This is a genomic window from Nonomuraea sp. NPDC003214 (assembly GCF_053590035.1).
Genome location: NZ_JBSFSX010000001.1, coordinates 268924 through 282499 on the forward strand (window position 1 = coordinate 268924; position 13576 = coordinate 282499).

Here is a 13576-nt window from a genome sequence, read left to right on the forward strand (position 1 = left end):
CCAGACCGCCGTACCGGCGCACTGGGGCGTTCGGCTCCCCCGCCCTGGGCGCCGTTCCAGGGCGCCGAGCTCCACCGCACCCCAGACCGCCGTACCGGCGCTGGGAGGGGGACGGCGGGTGGGTTCTCGGGCGGGTTCGCGTCTCCCCGCCCCAGCCCTCAGGGCGGTGGGGAGGGGGTGCCGCCCTGGGGCGGGCATGGTCAGGCGAGGCCGAGGGCTGCGGCGGCCGCGTGGACGTCGATGGGGATGGTGACCGGCGAGGGGGCGCCGGAGATGGCCCAGTCGGGGTCCTTGAGGCCGTTGCCGGTGACCGTGCAGACGATCCGCTGCCCCGGCTCGACGAGGCCCTGGGCGTGGGCCTGGAGGAGGCCGGCGACGCTGGCCGCCGAGGCGAGCTCGACGAAGACGCCCTCCTCCTGGGCGAGGAGCTTGTAGGCGGCGGCGATCTGCCGGTCGGTGACCGACTGGATGGCGCCGCCGGACTCGTCGCGGGCCGCGGTGGCGAGCTGCCAGGAGGCGGGGTTGCCGATGCGGATGGCCGTGGCGATGGTGTGGGGGTGGGTGACGGGGGCGCCGTCGACGATGGGCGCCGCGCCGCTGGCCTGGAAGCCGAACATGCGCGGCCGCTTGGTGGCGATGCCGTCGTCGGCGTATTCCTGGTAGCCCATCCAGTAGGCGGAGATGTTGCCGGCGTTGCCGACGGGGATGCAGTGGATGTCGGGGGCGTCGCCGAGCGTGTCGACGATCTCGAACGCCGCGGTCTTCTGCCCCTGGAGGCGGAACGGGTTGACCGAGTTGACCAGGGCGATCGGGTAGTTGGACGACAGCTTGCGCGTCATCTCCAGGCAGTCGTCGAACGAGCCCTCGACCTGGAGCAGCGTGGCGCCGTGGACGAGAGCCTGGGCGAGCTTGCCCATCGCGATCTTGCCTCGGGGCACCAGGACGGCGCAGGTGAGGCCGGCGCGGACCGCGTAGGCGGCGGCCGAGGCGGAGGTGTTGCCGGTGGAGGCGCAGATGACCGCCTTGGCCCCTTCCTCCACGGCCTTGCTGATGGCCATGGTCATGCCACGGTCCTTGAAGCTGCCCGTCGGGTTGGCGCCTTCGACCTTGAGGTAGACGTCGCAACCGGTGAGGGCGGAGACGCGGTGCGCGGGCACCAGCGGCGTCCCGCCTTCGAGGAGCGTGATGACGGGCGTCTTCGCGGTGACCGGGAGCCGCTCTCGGTACTCCTCGATGAGGCCACGCCACGACCTGCTCATTGGTCTCTCCCTACCTGCGCTGTTGGGCACCGAGTGTACGGGGTCCGCAGGGGGGAGGCGGATGGGCGTCCAGCGTGTGGACACGGGCCCTGACATCCCCATTATTCAGGAAATTCTCAGCATCCCCCGCTAGGGTCGGAGCAGGGGGTTCACAACCATGAACGCGCGTCCTGCTTTGCCGCAGAACGACTATTCAGCCTTGACGCCACCGGAGCTCGGCTCCTGGTCGCCTGCCCTGTCCGTGAGCGTGGTGATCCCCGCGCACGGCGGGCCGCATCTGGATCTGACGCTGGCGGCGCTGGCGGCGCAGACGTATCCCGGCCACCTCATGGAGGTCCTGGTCGTGGACGACGGCAGCGAGCCGCCGATCCGCCTGCCGGAGATCCGACCGGACAACACGCGGATCGTCCGCCCGAGCACGGGCTGGGGCATCTCCAACGCCGTCAACGCGGGCGCCAACGCCGCCGACGGCGAGATCATCCAGCGGCTCGACGCCGACATGGTGACCTGCCGCGAGCACATCGAGGCGCTGGCCCGCTGGCACCACGTGACGGACTACCTGGTCACGATCGGCATGAAGCAGTTCGTGGAGGCGCCGCCGCTGACCGCCCGCCAGGTGGCCGGGGCCGCGCATCTGGGCGAGCTGTTCGACCTGGACGCGGCGGTGCCCAGCTCGACCGAGGCGACGATCGCCAAGACCGACGGCCTGCGCAAGAGCCGCAACCCGTACCACGTCTGCACCGGCCCGACGTTCGCGCTGCCCAGGGACGTCTTCCACGCGACCGGCGGCCTCGACCCGAACGTGCTGCGCGGCGAGGACACCGAGTTCGCCTACCGGCTGGCCATGCAGGGCGTGGTGTTCGTGCCGGACCCGGAGGCGCGGGCGGTGCATTTGGGGCTGCCCGCCCAGCACCGCGACCGCGAGCGCGCCGTGCGGGCCGTCGAGCCCTACCTGGCGCACCGCATCCCGCTCCGGCGCGACCTGCGCAAGGACCGGGGCCGCCGGTGGCTGGTCCCGTACGTGGAGGTCGTCCTTGACGTGACGGACACCTCCGAGTCGGTGGTGCGGCAGGCGGTGTCGGCGGCGCTGGACGGCAAGCTGCAGGACGTGGCCGTCACGCTGGTCGGGCCGTGGTCGCGGCTGCACGACGGGCGGCGTTCGGTGCTCGGCGACCCGTGCTTCGAGCTGCGGCTGATGCGTCACCTGTTCGCGCACGACGAGCGGGTCAGGCTCATCGACGAGGCGGCGCCGACGCCCGCGCCCGCGCCGTTCCGCTACCGGGGGCCGGTGGACGTGCCGCTGCACCGGGTGACGCTGGACCGCATGATCGAGACGGTGCAGAAGGACCTGACGGGCGTGCTGGTCGTGGACCTGCCCGACGGCCGCGTGGCCCGGCTGGAGCGCACGTCGGCGCTGGCCAGGGCGTTGCTGCTCACCGGGCCCGGTGACGACCTGGACGAGGTCGTCCGTGAGACCCACGGGGTGCGGCACGTGTCGCCGGAGCGTTACTGGCCGCAGCCGTCGGAGCGGCAGCCCGCGCCGGTGACGATCCCCGCCACGCCCGGCGTCACCGCCGACGCCGAGGCCGAGCAGTCCTCGCTGTTCGGCCGCCTGAAAGCTGCCCTCCGCCCCAACTGAAGGCCGGCTAAGGGCGTTGGGTCTTGCCGAGGGCGCGTTTGAGCGTGGTCGCCACCAGGGCGCGCAGGCTTTCCTGGGCGCGGGTGGCGGCGGCGAGCCTGCGGCGCAGGTCGGCGCTCTCACGGCGGAGCGTGCCGACCTCGCGGCGCAGCTCGACGGCGCTCTTGCGCCAGCGGCCCGCCTCCTCGCGCCACCGGGTGACCTGGGCGCGCAGGCGTTCGGTCTCGGCGGCCAGCCGGGCGTTCTCGGCCTCGGCGGCCAGCCGCGCGTTGTAGGCGGCGCGCCGCCCGGTGGGCTTGCGCGGCTCTCTGGTGAAGCCGTACGCCTCGCCCTCGACCCAGGCGACGCCCGACACCTCGTCCACGACGTCGTCGAGCCGTTCGCCTGGCCTGGCGAGCAGGCGGGCCCGGGAGAAGTAGGCGACGCGCTCCAGCCGGGCGGTCTCGATGCCCGTGGCCGATTCGGCGAGCAGCACGTTGACCAGCCCGAACACCTCGCCACGGGCCAGGTCCAGGAGCCGGGCCAGGGAGTCCTCGCCGGGCGCCCAGCCGGGCGGCAGGCGCAGCAGGAACGGCACGCGCGGGTCGACCTCGTCGGTGGTGACCAGGCCGACCCGGCCTTCGTGCTGGTAGTGGCCGTGCACGAGCACCTGGTCGAGGCGCGGGTCCTTCAGCGGGGCGCGGCGGTCGCGGTCGAGCTCGTCCCAGGGGCCGACGAGGTGCACGCGCACGTCGTTGACGGTGCCGGCGAGCAGCGCGTCGACGGTGGCGCGCACGTCCTCGTACGGCGCGGTGCCGTCGACCAGGGCGACGACGCTCGGGACGAGCCACTGGCGGGCCGGGTGGGAGCGCAGCCAGCGGTAGGCGGGGATGCGGTCGGCCACGAAGGCGTGGCTGACGCGGTCGATGCGCGGCTTGTCGCGCATCCGCATGGTGGGGCCGAGGTGGTAGGCGCGGGCGTCGGGCTCGGGCACGAACACGGCGCCGGCCTGCGCGAGGCGGTAGCCCATCTCCGTGTCCTGGCCCAGGATCAGCTCGTCGTCCATCGGCCCGGCGGCCTCGATGAGCCGGGCGCTGACGGAGGTGTTGCCGCCGACGTGCACGCTGAACGGGCGCGGCGAGTTGGCGGTGAGCCCGTCGGTGCGTTCGACCAGGTCGACGATCCAGGCGTGGGGTTCGGCGGGCTCGAAGTACGCCTCGAGGTCGGCGGGCAGCTCGGCGGGCAGCTCGGCCTCGCTGAAGCGCAGGTGGCCGTAGACGACGAGGTAGGGGGCGGCGTGGTGCCAGCGCATGTGGGCGGTGAGGGCGCCGGGGGTGAGGACCACGTCGGAGTCGAGCCAGTGGATGACGTCGCCGGTCGCCTCGGCGAGGCCGGCGTTGCGGGCGCTGGCGCGGCCGGGCCTCTCGCAGCGGATCAGGCGGGTGCCGGCCGGGCGTTCGGCGGGCAGGCGCAGCGGCGGCGTGGTGCCGTTGTCGACGACGACGACCTCGGTCAGCCCGGCCGGGTAGGTCTGCCTGGCGAGCCCGGCGAGCGCGAGGTCGAGCTTGTCCTGGCCGCCGTAGGCGGGCACGATCACGCTGACGCGCAGCTCCGGGGTGTAGCCGGCGGGCGGTCGCAGCGGGCGGTAGTCGTTGCCGCGCAGCCTCATGCGGCTTCCATGAGCAGGCTGGGGCGGAAGCCGTGCCACTGGTTCGCGGCGACCTTGAGGAAGTGGCCGAGGGGAAGCTGCCAGGTGTGACCGCCGCCGAGGCCGCGCCGCAGCATGTAGCCGAGGCCGTGGGTGCGGTAGATGCGGGCGCCGGCCTCGTGGGCGGCCTTCAGGAACTCGCGGTCGACGGACCGGGGCAGCGCCGGAAAGCCCCCCAGGTCATGAAATGTCGCCCGGGAGACGGTGATCGTGCCGCCCGCCACGTGGTCGGACCACACCTCGCTCGGGTACGAGGCCCCGCTGGCGAACGTGACGCGCCTGACCGTGACGTGGAGCGGCTCCAGGTAGAAGAACTCGCCGGTGGTGCCCACGACGTCGGCGCCGGAGTAGGCGGCCGCCATGACGAGGTCGGCCAGGTGGTCGGGGCCGTACCAGTCGTCGTCGTCCCACTTGGCCAGGTGGTCGCCGGTGGCCTGCGCCGCCGCCCGGTTGAGCACCTCGCCGAACGGCACCGCGCGCTCGGCCTCCACCCAGGACACCGGCAGCGGGCAGGACTCGACCGCCGGGCGCACCTCGTCGTACGTGAACCCGTGCAGCCCGAGCACGACCTCGGCCTCGACGCCGCGCTGGCGTGCCATCTGCGCCAGGGCCTCGCCCACCAGGCCCGGCCGCATCGTGGCCATGACGATGCTGACCTTGGGCGTCGCAGGGGGCCTGGCCAGGCGGCGCAGGCGTACGCTGTGCTCCTCGCGCCGCAGGTCGGCCAGGCAGCGCAGGCCGCCGCCGGGCTCGTGGGCGAGCCAGTCGCGGTCGGTGAGCAGCGCGGCCAGGCCGGCGGGGACCCAGGCGGGCGCGTGAGCGGCGGTCAGCGGCACCCCGGCGGCGGCGAGCTCCATGACGTCGTCGAGCGGCACCTCGCCGGCGGGCCAGTCGATCTCCAGGCCGCGCAGGCGGCGTAGCTCCGCGGCGGGGGGCCGCACCCAGCCGTCGTCGTGCCAGTGGAGGCGCGCGAGCCCCTGGTCAGCCGTGCGGGCGAAGCCGGCCGGGGTGAGGGACATGCGCTGCTGCTCCTAGCGGGTCGGACTTGATCGGCGCCTACCTTACGCCGCTTTTTACTGACACGTACCCGCAGGGTTCCCATCCGGTATGGGCGGTCACGGCAGATTCACAGTGTGTGCACAGGAAACTCTGGCACGGTGGTGACTGTTGTTGAATAAGGTGTCATTAATGCCCTAACGCCCGGATAAGTCATAACGAAAGGTTTGAGCGGATGCTTGCGCCACGCCGGCCGGCAGCCACCGCCGCCGCTCTGGGAGCACTGGCCCTGGCCGTGCTCGTGCTGCTGGTGCTCGCCGGCCTGTTCTCCCTCGCGGAGGCCGCGACGGCCGGTGGATTCGTGATCTCGCTCGCCGCGCTCGCCTTCCTGGTCCTCGCCGTGCGCCGCATCGACGGCAAGGCGCACCGCATCGACCTGCGCGTCAAGAAGTACGAGGCCGAGCTGGCCAGGACCACCACCGCGCTGCGGCAGATCGACGCGCGCCTGGACAAGCTCACCCGCGCCGTCGAGGAGTCGGGCGCCCGGCGCGGCGACGACATCGGCGCCATCCTGGCCTCGCTCGGCGAGGACCGCGTCAACGCCATGGCCAGAGCCCGAGAGGTGGAGGAGCTGCGCGAGGAGGTCCGCGCGCTCTCCAAGGACCGGGTATGACCCGCGTCCGGCACAACGACTACGGGGTGCTGAGCCCGCCCGCGCTCGGCTCGTGGCGGCCCGAGCTCAGCGTGTCCGTGGTCATCCCGGCCTACGACTGCCAGGAGGCGCTGGAGCGCACGGTGGCCTCGCTGGCCGCCCAGACCTACCCCGCGCACCTGGTCGAGGTGGTCGTCGCCGACGACGGCAGCGACCCGCCCGTCCACCTGCCGGGCGCCCGCGTCGTGCGGGTGGAGCAGGGCTGGGGCCGGGGCGCCGCCCGCCAGGCCGGGCAGCTCGCGGCCACCGGCGACGTCGTCCACTGGCTCGACTCCGACATGGTGCTGAACCCGGGCCACCTGGAGGCGCACCTGCGCTGGCACCACCTCATCGACCACGCCGTGGTGATCGGGGAGACGAGGTTCGTGGACGCGCCGGGCGACGAGGGCGCGCCGACCCCGTACACGCTCAAGACCCTGGAGTCCACCAGGTGGCTGCGTGACGCCGGCGCGAGCGCGTACCTGCTGCACACGGGCGCGTCCAGCTCGGTCCGCAGAGAGCTGCTGCGCGCGGCGGGCGGCGTCGACCCCGGCCTGAACATGGCGGAGGACACCGAGCTCGGCTACCGGCTGGCGCAGGCGGGCGCGGTGTTCATCCCCGACCCGGAGGCCGTCGGCAAGCACGTCGGGCCCTCCACGGTCATGCTGCGGGAGAAGGAGGTGCACCGGCACAACTGGTCCTACCTGGGCGACTACATCCCCGACCTGCGCTGGCTGCGCCGCCATCCGCGCCGTACCTGGCTGGTCCCGTACGTGCGCGTGGTCGTGACGGCCACCACGTACGAGGAGACGCGCGCCACCGTCGACTCCGCGCTGGCCGGGACGCTCGTCGACGCAGCGGTCACGATCGTCGGCCCGTGGGGCGAGCTGACCGGCGGGCGCCGCGCCAGCCTGGACGAACCGCTGCTGGACCTGCGCCTGCTCGGCAACCTGTACGCGCACGAGCCGCGCGTGGCGTTCGCCGAGAGCGCGCCCGCGTCCGTCGCGCCCGCGCCCTTCTCGCTGCGCGTCCCCGCCGGCTGGGCGCTCGGCGCCGGCACCCTGTCCTCCCTCGTACGCCTCGCCGAACAGGACACGCTCGGCCTGGTCAGCGCCGTGCTGGCGGAGACCGCGACCGGGGTCGTGGCCGCCAGGCTGGAGCGCACGGCGGCCTTCGCGCGCGCGGCGCGCTTCCCCGGGGCGGCGGACGACCTGGTGGACGAGCTGTTCGGCTCGCTGTGGGTGGGCGGGGACGAGCACGGGTTCGTCCCCGCTGACGAGGCCGAGCCGCCGGGCGGCGACGCGGCCAGGTGGCGGGCCGTGGCAGCCGAGCGGGCCGCTGAGCTGAAGGCGGCCAAGGCCGAGATCGACCGGCTGACCGCCGAGGTCGAACGCCTGTCGGCGCCCGCCGACGACGACGGGACCAAGGGGCCGCTGTCGTCCCTGATGAGACACCTGCGGAGCGCCGGATGATCGACCGGTTGCTGGCCGAGCTGCCCAAGGCCAGGGTGTTCCTCGCGGGGATCGACGACGCGGCCGTGCCGGGCGTCGACCTGGACCGCGACCTGCTGGAGCCGGGCGGCGACGCCGAGCAGGCGGCGGAGGTGCTGGTGATCGCCCGCACCCCGGCCGACCTGCGGCGCGCCGCGACGCTGCACAAGCTGCTGCCGGAGGCCCGCCGGGTGGTCGTGGCCGTGCTCGACACCCCGGCCGCCCACCCCGCGCCGGTGCCGACGCCGACGCCCGCGCACCGCTGGCGCTCCCTGTCGGACCTGCGCGTCTACCGGCCCAAGGACCGGGTGTGGGTGGTGGACGCCCGCTTCTCCGCGCCCGCCCCGGCAGGCCGTACCGTGACGGCGACGGCCCGCGCGTTCGCCGGGCACCGGCTCGACGTGATCGCCGCGCCCGCCGCCGCGATCGCCGGCGTCGGCGCCGCCGACTGGCGGCCGGGCGACCCCAACGCCACCCCCGCCGACGTCGCCGGGCCCGTCCCGGAACGCGTCGGCGCGCCCGGCAGCGACCTGGTGCTGCGCACGCTGGACGCCGAGACCGCGCCCCCGTCGGCCGCCGGCGCCGCCCGCTCCTGGGACGGCGCCGAGACCCCCGTCGAACGGCCGACGCTCCGGGCGGCGAGCTGGGAGCGGCTGGGCCGGCCCGGCGGGTCGGAGCTGCCGCTGGCCGACCCCGACGTGCTCGCCGAGCCGTCCATGATCCCGCCGGTGGACGAGCGCCTGGTGAACCCGCAGGGCTTCGTCACCACCCCGACCCGGGGCGTGGCCGCGCTGGCCGAACGCGACGGCCGCTGGACGGTGCTGCTGGACGGCAAGCCGGTGACGACGTTCGCCGAGTCGGGCGGCGTCACCGACGCCGACGTGTCCCGGCTGCGGCAGATCCGCGCCGTCGAGATCGACTGGCACCACGCGCACAGCGGCCCGCTCGCCGCCGTGCGGGTGCTGGCCGGGCTGGCCGCCGCCGGCGTGCCGCTGTTCTCCGGGCCGGTGCCCCGCTGGGCGGGCGCGCTCGGCGAGGAGCTCGTCGCGCTCGTCCAGTCGCCGCCCGACCTGGCCGACGACCTGCGGCGCGAGGAGCACAGCATCCGCCTGCGCCGCACCGCGCTGCGCACCCACGGCGTGGCCGCCCGCTGGGAGCAGCTCGGCGCGCCGCCGCCCGCTCCCCCGCTCACCTCGGTCCTGCTGGCCACCCGCCGCACCGACATGGTCGGCTTCGCACTCGACCAGATCGCCCGCCAGCGCGACGTCCGGCTGGAGGTCGTCCTGGCGCTGCACGGCGTCCCGCCGGGGCATCCCGACGTGGCCGCCGCGGTCGCCGCGTACGACGGGCCGCTGACCGTGTTCGAGGCGGGCGCGCAGGCGGTGTTCGGCGAGGTGCTGAACGAGGCCGCGGCCAGGGCGTCCGGCTCGTTCCTGCTGAAGATGGACGACGACGACTGGTACGGCCCGGACTTCCTGTCGGACCTGCTGCTCGCGCACTCCTACTCGGGGGCGCAGGTGGTGGGGACCGTGCCGGAGTTCGTCTACCTGTCGTCGATCGATGTCACCGTGCACCGCAAGCAGTTCACGGAGCAGATCACCAGCTTCGTCGCGGGTGGCACCATCCTCGTGGAGCGCTCGGCGTTCCAGGCGGTGGGCGGCTTCCGGCCGCTGCGCCGCTCGGTCGACACCCAGTTCCAGGAGGCGCTGCAGGCCGCCGGCGGCCAGATCTACCGCACCCACGGCCTCGGCTACATCCTGCGCCGCGGCCCCGCCGCCAACCACACCTGGCGGGAGCCGATCGGCACGTTCCTGCAGCGCAACCGGCAGCAGTGGCGCGGCTTCCGGCCGAACGCCCTCATGGAGCTCGACGGGAGCCCGCGTCCATGACTCCCCGCATCCGCCGCAACGACTACGGCGTCCTCACCCCGCCCCGCCTGGGCGCGTGGGAGCCCGCCCTCACCGTCACCGTCGTCATCCCGGCGCACGACCGCCAGGCGACGCTGGACCTCACGCTGGCGGCGCTCGCCGCCCAGTCCTACCCGGCCGAGCTGATGGACGTCATCGTGGTGGACGACGGCAGCGCCGTCCCGCTGCGCCTGCCGCCGCTCGCACCCGGCCGCACCAAGCTCATCAGCAGCCCGCCCGGCGGCTGGGGCCGCGCCTGGGCGGTGCAGGCGGGCATCGACGCCGCCGCCGGCGACGTCGTCTTCGTGCTGGACGCCGACATGGTCCCGCACCGCCACCACGTCGAGGCCCAGCTCCGCTGGCACCACCTGGCCCCGTACGTGGTCGCGCTCGGCTGGATCGACTTCACCTCGGCCACCGACGAGCTGCCCGCCCCCGAGACCGTGCGCAAGTCCGTGGAGAACGGCCGCGCGGACGAGCTGTTCCCGCTGTCGGCCCTGCGCCACGACTGGGCCGAGAAGATCATCCACGACCACGACGGCCTGCGCACCGCGCCCAACTCCCTGGCCACCCGCATCCACGTGGGCGCCACCGTCTCCTACCCGGCCGCGCTGCTGCGCTCGATCGGCGGCATGGACACCTCGCTCGTCCTGGCCGAGGACACCGAGCTGGGCTACCGCCTCACCCAGGCCGGCGCGGTCTACGTACCGGACCCGGAGTCGCGCGCCTGGCACCTCGGCCTGCCCACCGCCATGCGGGACTTCGCCGCGCTCAAGCGCTACAACGACCCGTACGTGGCCGACCGCGTCCCCTACCGCCGCTACCTGCGCACCGACCGGGGCCGCCAGTGGCTGGTCCCGTACGTGGACGCGACCGTCCCGGCGGGCGGCTACGAGGACGTACGGGCCACCGTCGACGCCCTGCTCGGCGGCTCGCTCCCGGACGTGCGCGTCACGATTCCCGGCCCGTGGGAGTCGCTGACCGACGGCCGCCGCTCGCCGCTCGGCGATCCGGACCTCGACCTGCGGCTGATCCGCGCCACGTTCGAGCACGACCCGCGCGTCCACCTGGCGGACGCGCCCGGCGGGACGTCGCCCGCGCCGTTCAGGCTGATGGTCCCGCCCGGCTGGGTGCCCGGCGAGGACACCGTGGAGCGGCTGGTCGCCCACCTGGAGGAGCACGACGGCGGCTCGCTGTGCGTGGCGCTGGACGAGACCGCCGACGGCGTCGTCGTCGCCCGCCTCGACCGCACCGCCGCGCTGTCCCGCGCCGCCCTGGTCGCCGAACCCGGCGAGCATCCGGACGACGTGCTGGACGAGGTCTTCGGGCTGGAGTGGACGGACGGCGAATCGTGGGGGTTCGCGCCCCGCCCGGAGGTGTACCCACCGCGCCGCCGGCCGCCCTCCGAGGCCGAACGGCTCGCCGCCCAGCGGGAGAAGGAGCTCGCCCTCTACCGCAAGCGCACCGCCGCGCTGCGCGCCGAGCTGTCGCAACTGCGGCGCGAGGCGGGCAAGAACGGGCGGGACGCCGCCCGGTGGCGCGAGAAGGCCGAGGAATGGCGGCGCGAGGCGGTCCGCCTGGCGCGCGCCCGCGAGCGCGAGCGTGACCGCACGGTCATCAAGCGCGCGGTGCGGCGTGTCCGCAAGCTCGCCTTCCCCGACGGGCCGTAGCCCCGGCCGCTCTCCTCGTCCTTAGGACCGCAGGAAGGTCACCTGCGTGGAGCCCTCGATCACGCCGGCCCGCTCATGCGCCCCTTTGAGCGCGTCCGACTGGAAGTGCGCCCGGGTGGCCTCGACGTCGGCACAGGCGAACAGCACCACGGCCTCGTCCGGGCTGTCGACGTTCGTGGACACCAGCACGGTGCGCATGCCGGCCGAGGCCCGGCGCTCGTCCAGGCTGTCGAAGGCGGTCCGCCAGGTGTCGTGGTCGGCGAACCTCTGACGTACCAGCAGGTGGAACTCGGCCATGCGGATTGTGCCCCTTTACCGGTCCGAAACTTGACTGGGTCACCTGACGGTAGCAGCGACATGATCATTCATTGAGTGATTTATCCACATAAATCGGCTCACAAAGATCTTCTCCCTCAGAGGAAGATTCACATCCCACCGGTGCACTCGGACCACTCCACGGCTATTGACCATCCGAGACGGCTCGAATGCGGACAGTAATCTCCCGCCCATGGTTACCCCCCTGCACGAGGGTCTCATCAGCATCACGACCCTCGACACCACCCGGACCGGGCACATGCTCCGGTCCCTCTTCGACCTCCCACTCCCCCGGGACTCCGAAGCCCGCCTCGTGTCCCCGGACCTGTCGGAGTGCGTCCCCGCCAGCTTCCACGCCGACGCCGCCCTGCTGTACGGCGAGAAGGAGGAGAAACTCGGCGTCATCGCGGAGGTCCAGCTCAAACGGGACCCGATCAAACGCTGGACCTGGCCCGTCTACCTGGCCACCATGCGCGCCCGCGACCGCTGCAAGGCCACCCTCGTGGTCATCTGCCCCGACCACTCCACCGCCCGCTGGGCGGCCGAGCCCATCGACACGGGGCATCCCGGGTACGTCCTGCACCCGCTCGTGATCGGGCCCCACAACACCCCGGTCATCACCGACGTCGCCGAAGCGGTCGGCGACATCGGCCTGGCCGCCATCTCGGCCATCACCCACAGCGACCACCCCGAGATCCACGCCATCCTCGCCACCCTGGCCGAGGCTCTGGACAACATCGATTCCAAGCTGGCGCGTCGGTACGCTGAATATGTCACCGTGGCGTTGACCGGCAGTGCACAGAAAGAGATGGAGCGCCTGATGGCCACCGAAACCTACCTCTACCAGGGCGAATACGCCCAGAGCCTCTTGGCGAAGGGCCAGGAGCGCGGCAAGGCGGAAGGCAAAGCCGAGGGCGAGGCGCGAGCGGTGCTGCTGTCCCTGAAAGCCAGAGCGATCCCGGTCCCGGACGAGGCCCGCGAACGCATCTCCGCGTGCACCGACATCCCCACACTGGAGACGTGGATCGAGCGCGCGGTCATCATCGACACCATCGACGAACTCTTCGCCTGACCCTCCACCCCGGCCCGAGTCAGGGCGCCTGCGAAGATGGCGCCATGCTGCAGGTTTGCCTCAACGGTGCTCGAAGCCGGGCCGAGTGTCCCCATCTGCCGGTGACCCCTGACGAGCTGGCGGTGGCAGCCCGTGATGCTGTCGCCGCCGGCGCCGAGGACATCCACCTGCACCCCAAGGACCACGACGGCCAGGACACGCTGGAAGCCACCGCCGTCGCCGCCGCCGTGAGCGCGGTGCGGGCTGCCGTCCCAGGCATCCCGGTCGGGGTCACCACCGGCGCATGGGCCACAGCGGACCCTCACGCCCGTGCCGCCCAGGTACGGGCCTGGACCGTGCTGCCTGACCACGCTTCCGTGAACTGGCACGAGGACGGCGCCACCGAGGTCGCCGCAGCCCTGCTCGACAGGGGGATCGGCATCGAGGCCGGCATCTACTCCGGCACTCCCGCAGCACGACGGTTCCTGAGCCGGTCCGGATCCCTCCGAGTCCTGCGTGTCCTGGCCGAGATCACCGAAGCCACCCCGCAGGACGCACTCCACGCCGCAGCCGGCCTGCTGGACGAACTCGAACCGGCTGCCGCGCCGATTCTCCTGCACGGCGAGGACGCCACCGCGTGGCCCATCCTGCGGCTTGCCGCCTCCCGCCGCCTGCATGCCCGTATCGGCCTGGAAGACGTGCTTCACCTCCCCGACGGCACCCCCGCCCCGGACAACGCCGCCCTCATCCGCGCAGCCCGCGAGATCATCCAGCACACACCACCGGGCACGCCTTAGCGAGATGGCACAAACAGCCCGGACCGTGCCATCCAGAGTGGCCCAGCGCGAAGGCGCCCGGCGGCCCGGCTGGA

General features: G+C 73.5%; 11 protein-coding genes. 7 read left to right on the forward strand and 4 right to left on the reverse strand.

The features are described from left to right. Positions 1–200 precede the first annotated feature (200 nt). Positions 201–1259 carry a threonine synthase gene (gene thrC, locus ACWDXC_RS01305; RefSeq protein WP_449976755.1) on the reverse strand — a complete coding sequence of 353 codons (1059 nt, stop codon included), beginning with the start codon at positions 1257–1259 and terminating at the stop codon, positions 201–203. Positions 1260–1458: 199 nt separating this feature from the next. Between thrC and ACWDXC_RS01310 the strand changes: the two genes are divergently transcribed. Beyond that, the gene (locus tag ACWDXC_RS01310; protein WP_449976758.1) at positions 1459–2898 is read left to right on the forward strand and encodes a glycosyltransferase; all 1440 of its coding nucleotides are present in this window, start codon (positions 1459–1461) and stop codon (positions 2896–2898) included. Between the two features lie 7 nt (positions 2899–2905). Here ACWDXC_RS01310 and ACWDXC_RS01315 read toward each other — a convergent pair whose 3' ends face one another. Then, entirely contained in the window at positions 2906–4546 is a 1641-nt protein-coding gene (locus ACWDXC_RS01315) for a glycosyltransferase (protein WP_449976760.1), read from the reverse strand. Then, the gene (locus ACWDXC_RS01320) at positions 4543–5604 is read right to left on the reverse strand and encodes a glycosyltransferase family 2 protein (protein WP_449976763.1); all 1062 of its coding nucleotides are present in this window, start codon (positions 5602–5604) and stop codon (positions 4543–4545) included. The genes ACWDXC_RS01315 and ACWDXC_RS01320 overlap by 4 nt, the downstream gene beginning before the upstream one ends. Before the next feature lie 212 nt (positions 5605–5816). Between ACWDXC_RS01320 and ACWDXC_RS01325 the strand changes: the two genes are divergently transcribed. Genes ACWDXC_RS01325 through ACWDXC_RS01340 form a run of 4 tightly spaced genes read left to right on the forward strand, consistent with a single transcriptional unit; the run spans position 5817 to position 11339 of the window. Then, the gene (locus ACWDXC_RS01325) at positions 5817–6254 is read left to right on the forward strand and encodes a hypothetical protein (RefSeq protein WP_219505895.1); all 438 of its coding nucleotides are present in this window, start codon (positions 5817–5819) and stop codon (positions 6252–6254) included. Continuing rightward, positions 6251–7744: a glycosyltransferase gene (locus ACWDXC_RS01330; protein WP_449976767.1), complete on the forward strand. Its 1494-nt coding sequence runs from the start codon at positions 6251–6253 to the stop codon at positions 7742–7744. The genes ACWDXC_RS01325 and ACWDXC_RS01330 overlap by 4 nt, the downstream gene beginning before the upstream one ends. Beyond that, positions 7741–9651 carry a glycosyltransferase gene (locus tag ACWDXC_RS01335; RefSeq protein WP_449976769.1) on the forward strand — a complete coding sequence of 637 codons (1911 nt, stop codon included), beginning with the start codon at positions 7741–7743 and terminating at the stop codon, positions 9649–9651. The genes ACWDXC_RS01330 and ACWDXC_RS01335 overlap by 4 nt, the downstream gene beginning before the upstream one ends. Continuing rightward, entirely contained in the window at positions 9648–11339 is a 1692-nt protein-coding gene (locus ACWDXC_RS01340) for a glycosyltransferase (protein ID WP_449976771.1), read from the forward strand. Before ACWDXC_RS01335 ends, ACWDXC_RS01340 begins: the two co-directional genes overlap by 4 nt. A 21-nt stretch (positions 11340–11360) precedes the next feature. Here ACWDXC_RS01340 and ACWDXC_RS01345 read toward each other — a convergent pair whose 3' ends face one another. Next, positions 11361–11636, reverse strand: a complete 276-nt coding sequence (locus ACWDXC_RS01345) for a hypothetical protein (RefSeq protein ID WP_449976774.1) — start codon at positions 11634–11636, stop codon at positions 11361–11363. A gap of 211 nt (positions 11637–11847) precedes the next feature. Between ACWDXC_RS01345 and ACWDXC_RS01350 the strand changes: the two genes are divergently transcribed. Next, complete coding sequence (locus tag ACWDXC_RS01350) at positions 11848–12726, forward strand: hypothetical protein (protein WP_449976777.1); 879 nt, start codon at positions 11848–11850, stop codon at positions 12724–12726. Positions 12727–12770: 44 nt separating this feature from the next. Next, positions 12771–13502: a 3-keto-5-aminohexanoate cleavage protein gene (locus ACWDXC_RS01355; protein ID WP_449976780.1), complete on the forward strand. Its 732-nt coding sequence runs from the start codon at positions 12771–12773 to the stop codon at positions 13500–13502. The last annotated feature ends 74 nt before the right edge of the window (positions 13503–13576 follow it).